The 18,292-nt window shown below is 44.7% G+C and carries 17 protein-coding genes; 10 read left to right on the forward strand and 7 right to left on the reverse strand.

Annotation, left to right across the window (positions count from 1 at the left end; all coding sequences use genetic code 11):
* Positions 1-79: 79 nt before the first annotated feature.
* Together ACL9RM_RS23865 and ACL9RM_RS23870 are read right to left on the reverse strand one after the other, a co-directional pair.
* Positions 80-1,423: a sugar phosphate nucleotidyltransferase gene (locus tag ACL9RM_RS23865; RefSeq protein ID WP_250268221.1), complete on the reverse strand. Its 1,344-nt coding sequence runs from the start codon at positions 1,421-1,423 to the stop codon at positions 80-82.
* Positions 1,424-1,485: 62 nt separating this feature from the next.
* Positions 1,486-2,322, reverse strand: coding sequence for a DUF6492 family protein (locus ACL9RM_RS23870; RefSeq protein ID WP_250268222.1), 837 nt, complete (start codon positions 2,320-2,322; stop codon positions 1,486-1,488).
* Positions 2,323-2,530: 208 nt separating this feature from the next.
* Between ACL9RM_RS23870 and ACL9RM_RS23875 the strand changes: the two genes are divergently transcribed.
* Entirely contained in the window at positions 2,531-3,400 is an 870-nt protein-coding gene (locus ACL9RM_RS23875) for a YheC/YheD family protein (protein ID WP_250268223.1), read from the forward strand.
* Positions 3,401-3,680: 280 nt separating this feature from the next.
* On the opposite strand, the gene ACL9RM_RS23880 is transcribed toward ACL9RM_RS23875, so the two are convergent.
* Entirely contained in the window at positions 3,681-4,163 is a 483-nt protein-coding gene (locus tag ACL9RM_RS23880; protein WP_250268224.1) for a DinB family protein, read from the reverse strand.
* A 137-nt stretch (positions 4,164-4,300) separates the two neighbouring features.
* Here ACL9RM_RS23880 and ACL9RM_RS23885 point away from each other — a divergent pair, with 137 nt between their 5' ends.
* Together ACL9RM_RS23885 and ACL9RM_RS23890 are read left to right on the forward strand one after the other, a co-directional pair.
* Positions 4,301-4,849, forward strand: coding sequence for a CGNR zinc finger domain-containing protein (locus ACL9RM_RS23885; RefSeq protein ID WP_250268225.1), 549 nt, complete (start codon positions 4,301-4,303; stop codon positions 4,847-4,849).
* Between the two features lie 195 nt (positions 4,850-5,044).
* Positions 5,045-5,824 (forward strand): ABC transporter ATP-binding protein, encoded by a 780-nt coding sequence (locus ACL9RM_RS23890; protein ID WP_250268226.1) that lies wholly within the window; start codon positions 5,045-5,047, stop codon positions 5,822-5,824.
* Positions 5,825-5,842: 18 nt separating this feature from the next.
* Here ACL9RM_RS23890 and ACL9RM_RS23895 read toward each other — a convergent pair whose 3' ends face one another.
* Entirely contained in the window at positions 5,843-6,769 is a 927-nt protein-coding gene (locus ACL9RM_RS23895) for an AEC family transporter (protein WP_250268227.1), read from the reverse strand.
* A 209-nt stretch (positions 6,770-6,978) separates the two neighbouring features.
* Positions 6,979-7,872, reverse strand: coding sequence for a rhodanese-related sulfurtransferase (locus ACL9RM_RS23900; RefSeq protein WP_250268228.1), 894 nt, complete (start codon positions 7,870-7,872; stop codon positions 6,979-6,981).
* A gap of 210 nt (positions 7,873-8,082) precedes the next feature.
* On the opposite strand from ACL9RM_RS23900, the gene ACL9RM_RS23905 reads away from it, so the two are divergent.
* From ACL9RM_RS23905 to ACL9RM_RS23915, 3 genes are all read left to right on the forward strand, one after another.
* Positions 8,083-9,372, forward strand: coding sequence for a glycoside hydrolase family 27 protein (locus ACL9RM_RS23905; protein ID WP_250268229.1), 1,290 nt, complete (start codon positions 8,083-8,085; stop codon positions 9,370-9,372).
* A gap of 257 nt (positions 9,373-9,629) precedes the next feature.
* Positions 9,630-10,673, forward strand: a complete 1,044-nt coding sequence (locus ACL9RM_RS23910; protein ID WP_250268230.1) for a carbohydrate kinase family protein — start codon at positions 9,630-9,632, stop codon at positions 10,671-10,673.
* A 648-nt stretch (positions 10,674-11,321) separates the two neighbouring features.
* On the forward strand, positions 11,322-13,061 hold the full coding sequence (locus ACL9RM_RS23915; RefSeq protein ID WP_250268231.1) for a proline--tRNA ligase: 1,740 nt from the start codon (positions 11,322-11,324) through the stop codon (positions 13,059-13,061).
* Here ACL9RM_RS23915 and ACL9RM_RS23920 read toward each other — a convergent pair.
* Entirely contained in the window at positions 13,058-13,804 is a 747-nt protein-coding gene (locus ACL9RM_RS23920) for a spermidine synthase (protein ID WP_250268232.1), read from the reverse strand. The genes ACL9RM_RS23915 and ACL9RM_RS23920 overlap by 4 nt on opposite strands.
* Before the next feature lie 236 nt (positions 13,805-14,040).
* On the opposite strand from ACL9RM_RS23920, the gene ACL9RM_RS23925 reads away from it, so the two are divergent.
* From ACL9RM_RS23925 to ACL9RM_RS23940, 4 genes are all read left to right on the forward strand, one after another.
* Positions 14,041-14,760, forward strand: a complete 720-nt coding sequence (locus ACL9RM_RS23925) for a YebC/PmpR family DNA-binding transcriptional regulator (protein ID WP_013310214.1) — start codon at positions 14,041-14,043, stop codon at positions 14,758-14,760.
* 170 nt (positions 14,761-14,930) lie between these two features.
* Complete coding sequence (locus tag ACL9RM_RS23930) at positions 14,931-15,515, forward strand: TetR/AcrR family transcriptional regulator (protein WP_250268233.1); 585 nt, start codon at positions 14,931-14,933, stop codon at positions 15,513-15,515.
* Positions 15,516-15,680: 165 nt separating this feature from the next.
* Positions 15,681-16,109 (forward strand): nuclear transport factor 2 family protein, encoded by a 429-nt coding sequence (locus tag ACL9RM_RS23935; protein ID WP_250268234.1) that lies wholly within the window; start codon positions 15,681-15,683, stop codon positions 16,107-16,109.
* 74 nt (positions 16,110-16,183) lie between these two features.
* A complete protein-coding gene (locus ACL9RM_RS23940) occupies positions 16,184-17,038 on the forward strand; it encodes an NAD(P)H-binding protein (protein ID WP_235306298.1) in 855 nt (284 codons plus the stop codon).
* 20 nt (positions 17,039-17,058) lie between these two features.
* Here the strand turns inward: ACL9RM_RS23940 and ACL9RM_RS23945 are convergent, their stop codons facing one another.
* A complete protein-coding gene (locus ACL9RM_RS23945; protein ID WP_250268914.1) occupies positions 17,059-18,249 on the reverse strand; it encodes an oxalate decarboxylase family bicupin in 1,191 nt (396 codons plus the stop codon).
* Between the last annotated feature and the right edge of the window lie 43 nt (positions 18,250-18,292).

Genomic DNA, 18,292 nt, shown 5'->3' on the forward strand with positions numbered 1-18,292 from the left:
GCACCTTGCTCAGGAGCGATTTTTTATGTGCGACCTTCGTTCAGAATCCGTGGCGTGCTGATATTATATCTATGTGTTGTCAGGCTTCGGATTTATAGAAGGCGTTCACTAAGCTGTTCCCCAGACGTACCTCAATTAGCTCCAGTGATGTATCCAGATCGGCACGGATCGTGTGATACGTATCGACCGGAATGCTAAATACAGAACCGCTTGCCGCAGCAAAACGTTCTCCGTTCAGCATGACCTCTCCTCGGCCGGACACGATCGTCCATACTTTAAGTCCACTGCCGTGAATACGGCCATTCAAGCGGTGATCTGGCAGTACCGTCAGCCGTATGGCCAGTATATCGTTCAGACTCCGATGATCAAATTCGTCCAACACCCGGTAACTGCCCCAAGAGGTTTCGCCATGCTTGGGGTGAAGTTGAAGTTTACCTAGCTGGTCCTTGATCGCGTGAGCATGGCTCTTGGAAGCGATGAGAATGCCGTCGGGGCTCGCAGCTGCAATAATATCTTCTACACCAATGACATGAAGTGGATAGGGCAACTCATTGACGATGTACGTGCCATGAGTTTGGCCACTGATCTGTCCACGTCCGATCACTTGGCTATTTAGCTGCTCTGTTAGAGCCTGCCAGTTGCCGATGTCGTGCCATTCGCCATCGTATGGCAGGACGATGGCATGTTCGGCACGCTCTGCAATCTCCTCGTCGAAACTGCGAACCGGGAGGCCATCATACATTGCGCATAATGCTTTATCGTTCAGCGGCAAATAACTTCGCTCCATACAGGAGAGCATATACCGTAATGTAAAAGCGTAAATACCACAGTTCCACAGCGCACCCTGATGAATAAGCTGCTGTGCCCCGGAATGATCCGGCTTTTCTGTGAAGCGAGCAACTTGCGCATAAGAAGGTTTCCCTTCCCGTATCATTTGCAGACCCGGAACGACATAGCCGTATTGGTCGGAGGGATGAGTGGGCCTTGTCCCAAGCATAGCCAAATCGGCTCCGCTCTCAAGCAATAAGCCGGAGAGCGCTGCTATGCTATGGAAGAAATCCTCCCCTGCAAACATGTCCGCTGGAGCAATGCAGAGAACTTCATCCAGCCCCATGCCTCTGGTGTGAAAATAAGCAGCCGCCAGTGCAGCAGCGGTGAAGGTTCCCCGTTTGGCAGGCTCACCCAGAACGGGCAGACGACCTTCTGTATGGCTAAAGGCTAGATTTACCTGGCTTCGATGAGCCAGAAGCAGGGCAGAGGAATCCAGCCCGGCTAAGGTAAGCTGACGGTACACCCGGCCGAGCATAGATTCCTTTCGCCCGTCAGGGGCGGGCAACAACTGGAGAAACAGCTTCGACCGGATTTCGTTGGATAGTGGCCATAGCCGTTTTCCAGCACCACCGCATAACAATACGATGCGCACGGACGTTTCCTCCTTCAATGCAGATCCATTTTTGACTGCATCATTTTGCAGGATTTTAAGAACTATTTTAGCGATGATTCAATCTTTGTTTTTGGAGCAAGCTGGTACACCTTGCGTTGATGAAAAGATAAGGAACGATAGCTCTTGGCCAAGACATCCAATTGTTTTTGCGACAGGGAAGAAGCCCGACTATGAAGCGCTTTATTCAATGACTTGCGCAAAATCATCCGAGAGGGTTGATTGCTGTATAAATAGTTGGCATACGTTTCATATTCGGAAAAACCAAACTGCTTTGTCCGGTCTATGCTGTGGATAATTGCGTTGTACCAAGGTTTCCCATGTCGTGCCTCGATAACTTGCTTGAGCTGGGTAAGCCGCGCTTTTTCAAAAAGCATATAGTGAGTAACAAAGGACTTTGGTGAGGGCGCTTTAACGCCCATCAACTTGTGATAGGTGCGAAAATACTCAGGCTGGCTCCAGCTGCGGTAGTAAAAAATCGTTTTTCCGTCTTTACGGAACGTATGTGGACGAATCAAAATCGTGTCCGCGTCAATGACGAGAAAAAAAGAGGCTTTACTGATTTTGTCGCCATTCATTTTGAGTAATTGTTGATACAGCCAGCCTGAGCGGTCCCAGCGCGTTGTCCCGTAATGAATATGTTTTTTGGTGATGGGCAGCACCGTTTTTTCGTCAATAAATGTACATTTCTTGTTTGCGCACAGACGGCGAATCCCGGTGCTTTGCGGTGAGATGATATAAATAGTTCCAATTCGGTGCTGCACGTGACGGCGCAGACTGTCAATCACCAGCGGTAGTGTGGCAATATCTTTATCAATTGCTGGAATCAGAACATCGATTGTAAGGGAACCCTTCCGTGGCCCATCCGATTGCGCTGACATGTCATTCACTCCCTATATGTGCAAATATACGCTCCCAGCGTCTCTCAATATCGTATGCTTGGACAGGCGCTTTCGACCGGGCAAGGTCAAACGTCCATTTCTATGCAGGACAGGGCTGATGAAGCTTCGAAAGGGGAGTTAGCGCATACGATAGATTGATCTTTTTTAACAGGAGCGTTCTACCTGAGAGTAGAGAGGAGAGGGGCAAGTGAATTCTTCACAAGCGCAGGCGTTGCGCAGCAAGTGGCATAAAACCCAATTGTTGCTCCAGCACGGCAGCATCAAACCTTATGTACCAGAAACTCGCAAATATAATAAAGCAAATTTGAAATCAATGCTGGAGAAGTACGGTATGGTCTATGTAAAACCCGAGCGAGGTACCTTTGGTAAAGGTGTAATGAGAGTAGAGCAGGAGGCCGGCCAGCGTTTCGCCTATCAATATGAGGAAACGCGTCAAGAATTTAAACATTTGGATGCACTATATATCAGCCTATCGAAACATACGGGGAAGAAAAGTTATCTCATTCAAAAGGGAATCCATTTACTACGCCATCAAATGCGTTATTTTGATATTCGGGTCATGGTGCAGCGTAATGAAAAAGGGCTATGGGAGTCTACCGGAATTATTGGACGTCTTGGTCATCCCCGTAAAATCGTGACCAACTATCATAGTGGTGGTAAGCCGATGGCCTTGGAGCAGTTACTAAAATCCCATTTATCGCAAAGCAAGCAGGCGGAGCTGGTTAAGAAACTAAATGAACTGGGTCTTACTATCGCCAAACAACTGCAAAAAACATATCCGAAATTCCGGCAAATTGGTGTGGACATTGGACTGGATCATCGCTTTATCCCGTGGATTATTGAGGTGAATACGAAGCCGGACCCATATATTTTTAACCAATTAACAGATAAGTCCATGTACCGTAAAGTGTTAAGCTATTGGCGACTAGCTAATGAAAAAAGGAAGGTCACCGTCCCAAGCAAAGATACAAATAAAGATAAAAATAAAGACAAGAATAAAGGTAAAAATAAAGATAAGAATGTAATTAAAGATTCTAAAAAACAAAAAATATCTTGACCAGTAGATTGCTTCATTGCCAGCAGCTAATACAGAAAAAAGGATGAATTTTTCATAATTCATCCTCAGGCTGTCGAGAAACCCCCTGTTTTTTTGCAGGGGGTTTAAAACTGTCTTAGTGGTCTAAAAACTAGGGTCCTCAGATCGTTTTAAATCGATTTTTGTTTTAAAATATGCGTCTCCCCATATAAAAATAGAAGTGTCGAAAAGTCCTCTGGACTTTCTCGACACTCTGAGGATGAATTTTTCATAATTCATCCTTTTTATTTAGGATTACATTTTAAACTCGCCAAGTCCCCAATTGTTTGCGTATAAGTACGATTTGTCCACTATGATATGCATCGTGCAGCGTCCACCGCGATAATTCAGCACCGAGAGTGTCGGAGCCGAGAGGCTTATCCAGATCAGCATCATTCAGAGCAGTAATGGCGACAAGCAGTTGGTTTACAAGAGCTTCCGCTTCTTTCAGCGTCTCCTGCCATCCTTCATGGTCTTCAGCATCCCCTGGCGGGCCGAATGTCTCATCATTGCTTATTCCAGTTGAACTTATAGGGCGGTCAGTTAAACGTCTCAAAATACGCTCATTGTAATAATTAATGTGATGAACCGTTTGCCAAATCGTGTTTCCTCCACCTGGTGGTGTCCAAGTGGCCTCCTGTGTATTCACACCGTGAAGTGCTGCGGCAAGAGGAACAATCCATTCTTCCTTATCCCATGAATTTTCTCTTTGCAATACCAGCATATTTACTCGATCTCGGCTCACCTAACCCAACTCCTTTTGTAGGGATGTAACTAGCTAAATATAGGATAAATCGTTACAATTAACAATGTAGCATGACAAATTAAGATTTGCAACCAGTTAAAATGATTTTAGTGGTTACAGACGGTGGAGGAACTCTTTTGAATACACTTTGGACTGATCTTGTAAACAGCGAATGGCACGATTGGAGAGGGAGCGGACGTTCAGAAGATCGTTTGTTGAAGCCCGAATGGCAAAATGAATTTCTTATGCGGTGGCAATTTACCGCTTCGGTCCCAGCCAGTGCGGAAGATATTGAAGAAATGCAAATTCTCCGGCGGGAATTACGTAGCTTCGCTGAGCACCTGACTTCTGGCGGACAAATGACAACTGATCTGGTGGATATGATTAACCGAAAGATGATGGAAGGGGGGCCGGTCACTCGCTTATTAAAGCAACAGGATGAGCATTTCAGCATTGTGCTGGAACCCGTGGCAAATGGTTGGAAAAAAGTGCTGGCAGAGGTTGTAGCCGATTTTGCCCAGGCACTTGTCAATAGCGGCGGCTCCAGAATTCGTATTTGCGATAATACCGATTGTCGATGGGTATTTTACGATGATACCCGAAATCGGTCAAAGCGATTTTGCGACGATAAGATGTGTGGTAATTTGATGAAGGTACGCCGTTTTCGCGAGCGTAAGAAAAATTAGATGTAGCAAGAGAATTTACATGAGCAGTACATGTTGAGCCCACTCCTATATGAACAATGGAGTGGGTTATTTAAAATTGAACAACCTGTGACCCTGTGCTATGCTTACATGAAAGAGAAGCTAGACGTACTAACGATGATCTTTACTATGCGTATAAACATCTGATGATACGACGAATAGAAAGGATGTACAGCCATGAATTCTGTCATTGAACTTAATAATGTAAGCTGGAAGAGAGATAACCGCACCATATTGGACCAAATCAATTGGCAGGTAGCTGAGGGAGAGCACTGGGCTGTACTCGGCTTGAATGGGTCAGGTAAAACAACGATGCTCAATATGATTAACGGTTATATATGGCCAACCACAGGTAGTGTCGGTGTATTGGGTCATACCTTTGGGGATGTGGATCTGAGGGAGCTGCGCAAATCTATTGGTTGGGTCAGTTCCTCTTTACAGGAAAGAATTAATGGGAGTCATCGTACGCAGGATGTTGTCATTAGCGGCAAATTTGCCTCCATTGGACTTTATGATCAGACGACGGATACAGAGTATGAACAGGCCGTTCAGCTTATGACGCAACTGGGGTGTGCTCATCTCGTGGATCGGTTGTATCAGGGATGCTCACAGGGAGAAAAGCAAAAAGTGCTTATCGCCCGCGCATTAATGGCCTCGCCCAAGCTACTGATTTTGGACGAGGCGTGTAATGGTTTGGACTTTTTCTCCCGGGAAGCATTGCTAGATAGCATTCGCCAGTTATCGGAGTCGCAGGCTTCGCCGAATTTACTGTATGTTACACATCATATCGAAGAAATTCTACCGATGTACACGCATACGATTTTAATCCGCCGGGGCACGGTATTTGCCAAAGGTAAAACGACTGATATTCTGAGCAGTGACACACTTAGTGCTTTTTTTGAAACGCCTGTACAAGTAGAATGGAGACAGGATCGTGCATGGCTCTCTATGGTGTAGAGAGTCTTTTTTTTCTCGCTAACCTGCTACCAACATAATCAGAATAGGCAATATCAGGAATGAGGCAAGCGTGCTCCACAGGATGCAGGTGGAAACCAGTTTTGGCGATGCATTAAATTTTTCTGCTAAAATGACAGCATTCACAGCAACCGGCATCGAGGCCAGAATGAAGAGAACGGAGAACAAAAGGCCTGAAATTCCCAGTATCAGCATAGCAAGACAAGCCGCAAGCGGAGAGAGCAAAAGGCGAATTGTTAGTCCGGCGTAGCTGGCTTTTTTAATAGACGACTCCAGTTTGAATATTTTTACATAAGCCATCTGGGTACCAAGGATCGCCAGCACGACTGGAGAATAGGCGGCAGCAATCATCGAGACGCCCGACTGAATGCCAGAGGGAAGATGCCAGTCCAGCAGCCGCAGTCCCATGGCGAGTAGAGCTGCATAGATCGCAGGAAGTGAAAACACCGAATTAACAGCACTTTGAACAGAAAATTCAGAGCGGGCTGCAAAGTAAACGCCAATGGTATTGACCATGATTATCTGGATGACGACATACACGGAGGCTTTATCCAGACCGAGCTGCCCAAAGGCAAGTAAAATAAGGGGCAGGCCATAATTTGCACTATTGGTCAGCGTGGAGATTAAGGTAAGTCCAGCCGTTTCCGGAGTGCTCAGTCTAAAGATTTTCCCCGCTAATTGTGCAATTCCCCACAACAGCAGCAGGTTCAGTATTGAAAAAGCGGCAGTCTGCGCTACATCATGCCAAGAAAGCTGTGCTTTGAGTAGCGTGTCCAGAATCATGGCGGGGCTTAAAAAATATAAATACAAAGTCGAGAGCGGTTTCGTTTCCAGCTTCATGAATTTTCCGAGTAAAAATCCGGCGATCACTGGAATGGACAGCGGAACGATAACGGATAATAGAGTTGAAAGTACGATTTGTATCATGAATTCCACCCATCCTTTCTGTAATGACATTTTCCATTATAAGGCGCTACTTTCGAGCCCGTCCAAGATGAAAACACAATCAAGGTCATAGGTATATACTATGAAGCCTTCGACACTTATTATGAAAACAATAAAAGGGATGCCCTATTAGCCGTTTATCATGGCTGTGGGCATCCCTTTTATTATAATGAACCAATGATACTGCCGATTTATGCAGTAGCGACGGTTTCCGCTTTGGTTCGGCAATCATCAGAGCAATAGTGCTGATGCTGTTCTTCGCAATCCGGACATACGATATGCTGGAGATTGCACACCGGGCAGTTGATATAATGATCGCTTGACGTTTCACAATGAAAGCACTTGCCGACAATGACGTCTTCATCCGTATGATTGATCGGAATGGAGATTCGTTCGTCAAATACGTAGCATTTACCGTCAAACAAACGTCCTTGTACTTCCGGGTCCTTGCTGTAAGTCACAATGCCGCCATCCAACTGGCCTACATCGTTAAACCCTTCTTTGATCAGAAGACCGGACAACTTTTCGCAACGGATACCTCCGGTGCAGTATGTCAGGATTTTTTTGTCTTTGAACTGAGTCATATTGTCGCGAATCCATTGTGGAAATTCACGGAACGATTCGACTTCAGGGCGAATAGCCCCGCGGAAATGACCGATGTCATATTCATAATCATTACGTCCGTCCAGAACAACTACATCTTCATCTTGAAGCTGTTCATAAAACTCCTTTGGTGACAGCCGCTTACCGCTAATTACATTAGGGTCCAGTTCATCCTCATGACGCAGCGTAACTAGCTCCTGACGATGGCGTACAAATATTTTCTTGAACGCATGACCGTCAGACTCATCTATTTTAATAACAATATCGTGGAATTTCGGATTGGCGCGCAAATCACGCATATATTGCTCCGTTTGCTCTACTGTACCAGACAGTGTTCCGTTGATTCCTTCTGCAGCAATCAAGATTCTTCCCTTGACGCCCAGCTCCTTGCAGTAAGCCAGATGCTCTGCCGTAAAGGTGGCAGGGTCTTCTATGTTGACATATTTGTAAAACAACAAAATTCGATAAGCATGTTCACACACGTAAAATCACCCTCTGATTCAAGTCAAAGTTTTTTAACAAGCAATTTTAAATGTACCACATTCTTTAAGTTAGTCAACTTAAATGTATAAAAAGTGGAAATGGAAAAGATGACGAGCGACAAAAGTAAGGGTTTACATTATAATAGTAACGTAGTAATGAGGGGATTTCTGGTAGCAGGATGAGTTTTACTAGGTGAAAGGATGAATGAAATGAAACATCATTTGACAGCGCATACACCACCTATGGGGTGGAATAGCTGGGATTGCTACGGTGCAGCAGTACGGGAAGAGGAAGTACGGGGAAATGCTCAATATATGGCGGAGCACCTGAAGGAATATGGTTGGGAATATGTCGTGGTGGATATTCAGTGGTATGAGTCAGGAGCAGTTTCTTCACAGTATCGCCCGTTCGTCCCATTGGAAATGGATTCATTTTCACGTCTTATTCCAGCGGTGAATCGTTTTCCTTCGGCAGCAGATGGACGAGGCTTCCAAGCTCTTGCGGAATATGTACACGGTCTAGGATTGAAATTTGGTATACATATGATGAGAGGCATCTCCCGTCAGGCAGTGCACCAGGATACCCCGATTTTGGGAACCACAGCCACGGCGAGACAAATTGCGCATCCCAACTCTATTTGTCCCTGGAACACAGATATGTATGGGGTAGATGCATCCAAGGAAGGCGCACAGGAGTACTATAATTCGTTGTTTGACCTGTATGCGGAATGGGGTGTGGATTTTGTCAAAGTAGATGACATTGCTGCATCACGTCTCTATGGTATTCATTTGGCGGAAATTGAATTGATTAGGCGGGCTATCGCCCAATGCAGACGTCCGATGGTGCTGAGTCTATCACCTGGCCCTGCGCCGCTGGAGCATGCATCTGATTTAATCGCAAACGCGAATATGTGGCGTATGACTGATGACTTCTGGGATGTATGGCCTTTACTGTATGGTATGTTTGAGCGCTGCGAGAAATGGGCGGAACATGTAGGTCCGGGTCACTGGCCGGATTGCGACATGCTGCCACTAGGTCATCTGGGTATTCGTTCGGTAGATTCGGTGAATTCCGGCAGCCATGACCGATGGACACGTTTTACGAAGGATGAGCAGCTAACGATGATGACCTTGTGGAGCATTTTCCGGTCTCCACTGATGTTCGGGGGAGAACTGCGGGATAATGATGCATGGACCCTTTCCTTGCTAACGAATGAAGAAGTATTAAATGCTCATCGCAACGGTTTGAATGCGCGGCAGGTGTACAGAAAGGATGAACATATCGTTTGGACTTCACATAACGGGGAAGGTCATGTATACGCAGCTTTGTTTAATGCTGGAGATGAAGCTTCAAAGGTGCGTGTATCCTTAAAAGACCTTGGTATTGAAGGACAGGCAAATGCCAGAGATTTGTGGAACCATGTGAATTTAGGTGTTTTAACACAAGAACTGTCCGCAGATTTACCTCCTCACGGAGCAGCTCTATTTATTTTGAAATAGAGGATTTTGCAAAATCCTGAATAACATAATGTAAGGAAGAACTATGCTGCAATTCCAACCCAATCACCCTATCGTAAAAGTGGAAGGTAAACTTTACGATAGGGTGATTTTTTTGCATGTGTCACTTTAGGATATTTTAACGAACTCGACATGATTCTTGGGAATTTGACATTTGGAACGTGTTAATTTTATAGGGTGCCTATTTCTATACAAATTTAAATCATTCTAGCGAATAGACTCGAGAAAGGAGTCAAATCATGAAATTAAAAAAAATCCACAATAATGAACAGGACGAGCCTTGGCCCTCTAGCAAACCAATACTATGTATCGGGGGGGCCAATCTGGATCGTAAAATCATGATTAAAGGTACATTTCAGCTTCATACCTCCAATCCAAGCAGTACAAGGCTGCAATCTTGCGGTGGGGTAGCACGAAATGTAGCCGAAAATTTAGGGAGGTTGAGCCAACGGGTCAGCCTGCTAACTGCGGTTGGGGACGATGCGGAAGGTGAATTTATTATTGAACAGTCCGGCCGTTACATGCACGTGGTTCCTCTGCAAGTCAAAGGTGAGCCGTCAACTGGGGTTTATACTGCCTTGCTGAATGAGCGTGGTGAACTGATTGTAGCGACAGCAGAAATGGAGATTTATGATCAGATTCGTCCTTCAGTAATTTATGAAAATACTCCTTTAATCGCCTCGTCCCGACTCGTTCTGCTGGACACTAATTTCTCTATGAACGTAATTGCAGCCACCATACATGTCTGCCATGAACATCGGGTTCCGATTATCGTTTCTTCGGTATCGGCCTCCAAGATGAGAAAGCTTCCCCGGAATTTGCATGGGGTGGAATGGCTGGTATGTAAACCGGTGGAGGCTGAAGCTTATTTGGGGCTAGAACTTACAGATGATCAGCATATGTTGGATGCCACCCGGATTTTTCACAAACTTGGGGTTCAAAATGTCATTTTTATCTGCGGTGCTGATCGAGTTTTGTACGCCTCTCAGGATGGAACTCATGGACAAATTCCTATGCATCCCGTTCAAGAGGTCATTGATGTCACAGGCGCAGATGATGCTTTTATTGCCGGGATGATTTATGGAATCACCCAAGGTTATCCTATGGAGCAAGTGTGCCAATTTGGAATTAGCTGTGTCGACTTGACCCTGCAAACGGATCGGACGGTTTCAGAGATCCTTTCTATGAATAAACTCCATTCTAGGTTTCAAGAGCTGTATGGCACACATTCGCAAAATTTTGTGTTTTTCAAGGGTGTGTATTTTAAAAAGGAAGATACATAAGTAATCAAGAGAACTCTACCCTACAACAGCGCGTATTGGGAGCTTCACGTACGTAATGGCCTCAATCAATTAATTGGTAAAAGGAGCATGTTGTCTGATGGACAGCGTGAAATACGTAATTGTTTTTCTGCCACAGTGCCTCCTTTATTTGCTTTTAAAGGGAGGTTCTTTGGTAGTATCCGCTTTGTTCTGGGTTTTCGTAGGCGTATCTGTCCTAAAGTCTGGCCGCTCATTATGCAATAGGGTAACCAACGGAATTTGATTATCTTGAAATCTAAATACCGTTTATGTCCCTGGCTGATCTCAGATAGACGATTATCTCCTTGACTAGAAATTACATTTCGTGTAAAGTGGTGAAAATTGTAATATATAGGAATAGTGTAGACCAAGGATCAAAGGTTCAATACCCGCTGTACAGAGAAGAAACTCATGGGCTGAAAGGTTTCTCGCCGCGAATGAACGTTTCCCTGCCTTGCGAGCTGTAGCGGTTTGTAAGATAAACCGTTACCGGCTAGACGCCGTTATCTGATGAAGGACCGTTCCGTGTATGGCTACGGTCAAATTAAGGGTGGTACCACGACACATTCGTCCCTGACGGATGTGTCTTTTTGCGTACATTTTATCGTCCATACAAGGAGGTAGCTACACATGCGCCAAAGCCAATTATTACTGACAACCTTGCGTGAAGCACCCGCAGATGCCGAAGTGATCAGTCATCAGCTTATGCTGCGGGGAGGATTTATCCGCCAACTGGCGGCTGGAATGTACACCTACATGCCATTGGGCAGACGGGTGCTCAGAAAAGTAGAGCAAATCATACGAGATGAAATGGATCGCGCAGGGGCTGGGGAGCTGCTGATGCCTGTATTGCAGCCAATGGAGCTATGGCAAGAATCAGGGAGATACGATGTTTACGGTCCTGAGCTGATGCGTCTGCAAGATCGACATGGTCGAGAGTTTGCATTGGGGCCTACACATGAAGAGGTCATTACGTCTTTAATACAAAATGAAGTGAATTCTTATCGCAAATTGCCTGTAACCCTGTATCAAATTCAAACCAAATTTCGGGATGAACGACGTCCTCGATTTGGCCTGCTTCGCAGCAGAGAATTCTTGATGAAGGATGCCTATTCGTTTGATGCACATTGGGAAGGACTAGATCATACCTATTGGACTATGTTCCAGACATATCAGCGCATTTTTACCCGCTGTGGTCTGAATTTTCGTGCAGTAGAAGCAGATGCGGGTGCCATTGGTGGCGAAGGTGAAACTCATGAATTTATGGCTCTAGCTGATATTGGAGAGGACACCATTGTAGCATGCACCTGCTGTGAATATGCAGCTAATCTTGAAAAAGCCGTGGCGCGGTCGACGGAGAAAATAGAAATAGCTCCAGTCTCAGATGAAAATGAACATGTCAGCCATCCTTCTTTTGATACAGCTAAAATGGAAAAATTCCATACTCCTGGCCTACGTACAATAGATCAACTGGTTGAATCGCTTCACATAGAACCTGAAGAAATCATCAAAACACTGATTTATATGGCTGACGATCAACCTGTTGCTGTAGTTGTCAGGGGTGATCATGAGGTTAACGAAGTGAAATTTAAACATATTTTAGGTAGTGAAAAATTCGAAATAGCAAGTGCAGACACCGTGTCAAAGGCGACCGGAACCCCCTCGGGGTTCATAGGCCCATGCGGATTGACGATCCCTGTGTGGGTAGATTACGCCGTTGTCCAAATGTCCAGCGGTATCGCAGGCGCGAACGAGCTGGATTATCATTATCGACATGTGAATCCAAGGCGCGATATAGATCTTCGGCATGTGGCTGACTTGCGGAATGTCATAGAAGGGGATAGATGTCCTCGATGTGACGAAGGGGAATTGAAACTTTATCGTGGGATTGAGATCGGACACGTATTTAAACTGGGCACCAAATATAGTGAGAAGCTGGGTGCGACTTTTCTGGATACATCTGGAACGGAGCAAACGATGATTATGGGCTGCTACGGTATTGGGGTTTCCCGAATCCTTTCTGCCATTGTAGAGCAAAATCATGATCAGAACGGAATGATATGGCCTCATGCGCTGGCCCCGTTTCAAGTTCATATCATTCCGATTTCTGTGAAAGACAGGCTTCAGATGCAATTAGCCGAGAAATTATACAACCAACTGCAGGATCACGGTGTGGAGGTGCTGCTGGACGATCGGGAGGAACGGCCCGGGGTTAAATTCAAAGACTCTGATTTAGTAGGTATTCCCGTGCGCATCGTCGTTGGTAAAGATGCCGAACACGGGAAAGTAGAGTTAGTGGAACGAAAAAGCTGCAACAAAGAGACGATTCATATCGAAGATGTAGAGAGACGGATATTGGAACTACGCTAAGCATCTGTATCCCGTAGAATATGGCCTTCTCCAAGTGTAGTCTCATGAAAGTCCGCCATCTGACGTGCCTGAAACCGGATTGGCTTGTCCCGACCTACCATAATGATATTTTGAATGTCGGCAGCACCATCCGAGGGGAGCGAGAAAGTTGTGACATAGGCGAATTCTTCACGCAACGTTGTGTGAATGGCATTGATCAGGTGGTCGTGTTCACTTTTACCCATTAAATTCATGATCAGGGAGCCTTCGGAATCCAGCTTTTCTTTGGCCATCTTGAAAAATTCCCAGGATACTAAATGCAAAGGTGTACCCTGCTCTGTAAAGGCGTCCAGAATAATATAGTCATAAGCATCAGACGCTTCCTTCTCCAGAATGCGTCGTCCATCGCCAACAGTTACATTATCCTGATCGTATCCAAAGAATGTTCGGCTGAACTCTACGACTTGTGCATCCAGCTCGGCAATCTTAAAGCGTTTATCTGTAAAATGACCCGCTATTGTACCTATACCGTGCCCAATAACAAACACGTCTTCAAATGACGGATCGTTCAGTTCCATGAGATGGATGATTGCTCTAGGATATTCGAACAAAATGCGTTGCGGATGATTCAAATCCACCGCGCCTTGGATGGCTGTATTTGAAAACTGCATCACTCGAAATAAGCCTTTTTCACCGTACAGCTCGGTGGTTTCGTATACTGTGATTTCATGATTATGGCTCAACTTTTTGTACAAGACATCCAATTAAATGATCTCCTTCAAGTCAGACTTCCTCCTCATCTTAGACATGGATAGGGGGATTGTCCATAGATGAGGAGAATTGGAAGTTCATATTTCCAAGCATCCCTAATTAGGTAGAATTGTTTATTTTTCCATAACGGAGTTGTTTGAACTTGTTCGTATGTCCTTTAGGAGATATAATATACAAGGATATAATGAAGTTCGTTGTGTATATTCATACAGGAAGAGAGCGGGATATTATGGGACGTAAGTGGAATAACATTAAAGAAAAGAAGGCATCCAAGGATGCTAATACGAGTCGTATATATGCTAAATTTGGCGTGGAAATTTATGTGGCAGCCAAACAGGGCGAACCTGATCCTGAATCCAATCGGGTATTAAGAGTCGTTTTAGAACGTGCAAAAACGTACAATGTACCCAAAGCAATCATTGACCGTGCTATTGAAAAAGCAAAAGGTGCTGGCGATGAAAACTACGTAGAGCTTCGTTATGAAGGTTTCGGACCGAACGGTTCCATGGTCATTGTAGATGCACTGACCAATAACGTTAATCGTACAGCATCGGATGTGCGTTCTGCTTTTACTAAAAATGGCGGTAGCCTGGGCGTGAGCGGATCTGTAGCCTACATGTTTGATTCCACAGCAGTTATTGGTCTGGTGGGTAAAACCGCAGATGAAGTGCTGGAGCTGCTGATGGAGGCAGATGTAGAGGTGCGTGACATCATTGAAGAAGATGAAGCCGTCATCGTATATGCAGAGCCTGATCAATTCCATGCTGTGCAGGAAGCTTTCAAACAAGCAGGAGTGACTGAGTTTACCGTTGCGGAGCTCACCATGCTTGCCCAAAATGATATTTCACTTCCAGAAGATGCACAAGTTCAATTCGATAAATTGATTGATGCATTAGAAGATTTGGAGGATGTTCAGCAGGTTTACCACAATGTAGACTCTGAGGAATAGTCGGATTGCATCATTTACATCTGAGCGTTTGTATAAAATAAACATTCCTAAACCATCGTATTTCGGTACGATGGTTTTTTTGTAAATAAACTTATAAAAAATCAATTTTATTTTCTTGACTGATCAGTCTGCAAAAATTATAATCATAGGCAAGGAGGTGAACATAAGGTTTGGGAAGAGCTAAAGAATTTGATACTGAAAGTGTTCTACGAAAAGCTATGGCTGTATTTGGAGAGCATGGCTATGAGGGAACTTCTCTGACAATTTTACTGGATCAGCTGGGTATAGCGCGGCAGAGTCTTTATGATACCTACGGAACGAAATATGATTTGTTTTTTTCGGCTATTCAGCTTTATATACGTGACAAGACCGAAGCTGTAGTTCATCTGCTCAGTCAACCTGGGAGCATTAAGGATGCAATAGCGATGATTTTTAATGAATCTGTTAGAGTGTTGACGGATAAGAGGCTGTCCAAGGAATGCTTTATTATGAACAGTGCTATTGAACAGGCTCCGCATCATCATGAGATCAAAGCTTTTATTTCTGAAAACACTGAAAAGCTTGAACTTGCTTTTTACGACGCCCTAGTCCGCGCCCAAAAAGAGGGGGAGATTCATGCTACGGAATCTGAGCTATTGTCAATCGCCAGATTTCTAAATCATGCCCGACTATCGTTGACATTTACCGCCAAGACAGGCGCGAGCACTGAGGTGCTTAGAGATATTGTGCGTACAACGCTGTCGATTTTAAATTGATCTTTATGAACGCTTAATAGCGTTTATTTTTTGAACATTCCAGACTGATTGGTCAAATTTTTTTGAGTATTATAGACTGTTCAATCTAGAATGCTTATGTTTATTTTAGCGTCTTGAATTCGTTTTTTAAGCAGGAACTAAAAATATATTTGCGAGGTGTCTACCATGACAATCAATCCGAATACTGACGAAGTAAAACAGCAAGCGCAAGCAGTCATGCATAAATTTACGAACAACCTGTTAGAAGAAAATATGGAGCAATGGATTTCATTATTTGATGATAACGCTGTTTTCGAGTTCCCTTATGCACCTAAGCATTTTGCACAAATGCTTCAGGGCAAAGCAGCAATTTACGAGTACATTAAGGAGTTTCCTAATATACTTCGGATTCAGCATTTCTCTTCACCAATTATCCATACGACAACGGACCGGGATTTATTCGTGGCCGAGTTCGCCTGTGAGGCGCAGGCTGTGAGCACAGGTAAACCGTATAATCAAACCTACATTTCTGTTATTAAGCTGAAGAACGGAAAAATTATTCACTACAAAGATTACTGGAACCCTTTAGTAGCTCTTGAAGCCCTAGAATCATAAATGAAAGAGTTCAAGCCTCATAGGGATATGGATATCTAGGGGAAAACAAAAAATTTAAATAGGAGTTGAATTTCATGAAAGACAGAAATATAGCGTTGATTACAGGAGCAAACGGCAAAACAGGTAGCCGTGTAGCCGCCAGACTTACGCAACTTCAGCATCCGGTACGTTTGGCAGGACGTGCTCATCCTGCCGAATGGGAAGGGAAAGATTATGTATATTTTGATTGGTATGATGAATCAACACATGCACAGGCGCTGATGAATGTAGATAAAATTTATTTGGTAGTACCTGTGCTGGATGTCAATCCCGCCAAAGTGATGATTCCTTTTATTGAGAGGGCCTTGAGAGAAGGAGTGCAAAGGTTTGTGCTGTTAGGGAGCGCATCTGTGCCTGAGGACGGACCAGTATTTGGACCTGTGCATCAAGCACTACGTAGATTAGCTCCAGAGTGGGCTGTATTGCAGCCATCCTACTTTATGGAGAATTTTACAGAAGGTCAGCATGTAAGTACCATCAAAAACACCAGCACGATTTATAGTGCGACAGGAGAAGGGAGAGTAGGTTTTGTCAGTGCAGATGACATTGCAGAAGTGGGAGTACGAGCTCTGATTGACGATAAACCACATAACATAGCTCATGTCATCACTGGACCTCAGTCACTAACCTATGGCGAAGTCGGTAAGATTATTGGGAAGTTAACAGGCCAAGCAATCCAGCATATCTCGTTGCCTGATGAAGAGCTAAAAGCGGGCATGGTTCGAGCTGGAATGCCTGAAGAATATGCAGATATGCTGGCGGGATTGGATAGAAGGATACGTGAAAATGGAAGTGAAGATCAAGTTACTCATACCGTAGAGCGTGTCACTGGGCGCCGTCCGATATCATTCGAGCAGTTTGTTCTGAGCCATGGGGATAGCTGGAAATAATCATGACAAAGTTGTTCCCGTTATTTCTTTTTAGGGTCATAAGAATAACCAGGATATTTGACGACGGGCCATTTTACCTTTCGTAAATTAGAGATTACATCAACACCTACATGTAAATTACTCTGAATCAGTTCTGTGGGGGTAAGAGCCATCCATTGATTTAGTGAAACATCCGCAAAACGGTCACTCTTAAACATTTCAAGAAACCATAATGAGCTAGAGCCAGTATTTTGAATGTAATGACCATAAGCAAAGGGCACATATCCGACATCTCCGGCTCTAAAATCAAATGTGCGGGCAGCGCCATTACCACCAAAGACAGTCATCCGTCCTTGCCCTGTAAGATAGTATTGCCATTCGTCATTATTGGGATGCCAGTGCATTTCTCGCATGGCTCCGGGCTCAATCTCAACAAGGGCGGCTGCGATGGTTTTGGAAATCGGAAAATTAGAGGAGTCAACGATGCGTACGCTTCCGCCCGGTGTTTTGATTGGGGGCTGGGCTAGTAATTCATGCTTGAAGGATTGGGGCAACGTCCCGTAAGGAGAGGGAACCGCTTGGCTTTGAATTGAACCAGGAATTGAATCCTGATAGATGTATACTTGTTCTTGAGGAATTGCTGCAAAATCAGCTTCTGATACACCAAAATTTGCAGAAAGTACGTCTTTGGGAGTATGTGCGAACCAATCCGAGATGGATAGGGTGTTCAGATCGGAAAAGCTGCCATCATCAAAAACCAGCAAAAATTCACAGCCATCCTCAAGCCCCTGTATAGAGTGGGGAATGCCAGGAGGAAAGTACCAGAGATCCCCGGGACCCACATCAGCAATAAAATTACGTCCATTTTGGTCAACTGCCGTAATACGAGCACTTCCCAACAGCATATAAGACCATTCCGCCTGCTGATGCCAGTGAAGCTCACGTACACCTCCCGGCGTCAAACTCATATTCACCCCGGCAAGGGTTGTGGCAATAGGTAATTCTCTTACCGTTACTTCTCTTGACCACCCACCATGATTAAGCTGCATATGGGCGTCAGAAAAAGAAAATCTCATATTCGGAATGAGACCATTGTCCGTTACGGGGGGAACCAGCATATCGGGATTTTGTAGATCCCTCATCACATCACGTGGGCCCTTGTCGATGCCCCCAGCACCATCGCTTCTGATGGGTTGGGGGATTCTTACATTTTTCGGGCAATCATTATGCATCATTAGATCTTCCTTTCCAGGTTGAAGCTTGATGAAGCAAGGA

The organism is Paenibacillus sp. S29, from assembly GCF_049319765.1.
Classification (GTDB): Bacteria; Bacillota; Bacilli; order Paenibacillales; family Paenibacillaceae; genus Paenibacillus; species Paenibacillus polymyxa_B.

Bases quoted from the DNA above. Each gene is read 5' to 3' on its own strand.
- ACL9RM_RS23940 (WP_235306298.1), top strand. From the start codon at position 16,184: ATGAAAGACAGAAATATAGCGTTGATTACAGGAGCAAACGGCAAAACA.
- ACL9RM_RS23870 (WP_250268222.1), bottom strand. From the start codon at position 2,322: ATGTCAGCGCAATCGGATGGGCCACGGAAGGGTTCCCTTACAATCGAT.
- ACL9RM_RS23910 (WP_250268230.1), top strand. From the start codon at position 9,630: ATGAAATTAAAAAAAATCCACAATAATGAACAGGACGAGCCTTGGCCC.
- ACL9RM_RS23925 (WP_013310214.1), top strand. From the start codon at position 14,041: ATGGGACGTAAGTGGAATAACATTAAAGAAAAGAAGGCATCCAAGGAT.
- ACL9RM_RS23895 (WP_250268227.1), bottom strand. From the start codon at position 6,769: ATGATACAAATCGTACTTTCAACTCTATTATCCGTTATCGTTCCGCTG.
- ACL9RM_RS23890 (WP_250268226.1), top strand. From the start codon at position 5,045: ATGAATTCTGTCATTGAACTTAATAATGTAAGCTGGAAGAGAGATAAC.
- ACL9RM_RS23915 (WP_250268231.1), top strand. From the start codon at position 11,322: ATGCGCCAAAGCCAATTATTACTGACAACCTTGCGTGAAGCACCCGCA.
- ACL9RM_RS23935 (WP_250268234.1), top strand. From the start codon at position 15,681: ATGACAATCAATCCGAATACTGACGAAGTAAAACAGCAAGCGCAAGCA.
- ACL9RM_RS23945 (WP_250268914.1), bottom strand. From the start codon at position 18,249: ATGCATAATGATTGCCCGAAAAATGTAAGAATCCCCCAACCCATCAGA.
- ACL9RM_RS23905 (WP_250268229.1), top strand. From the start codon at position 8,083: ATGAAACATCATTTGACAGCGCATACACCACCTATGGGGTGGAATAGC.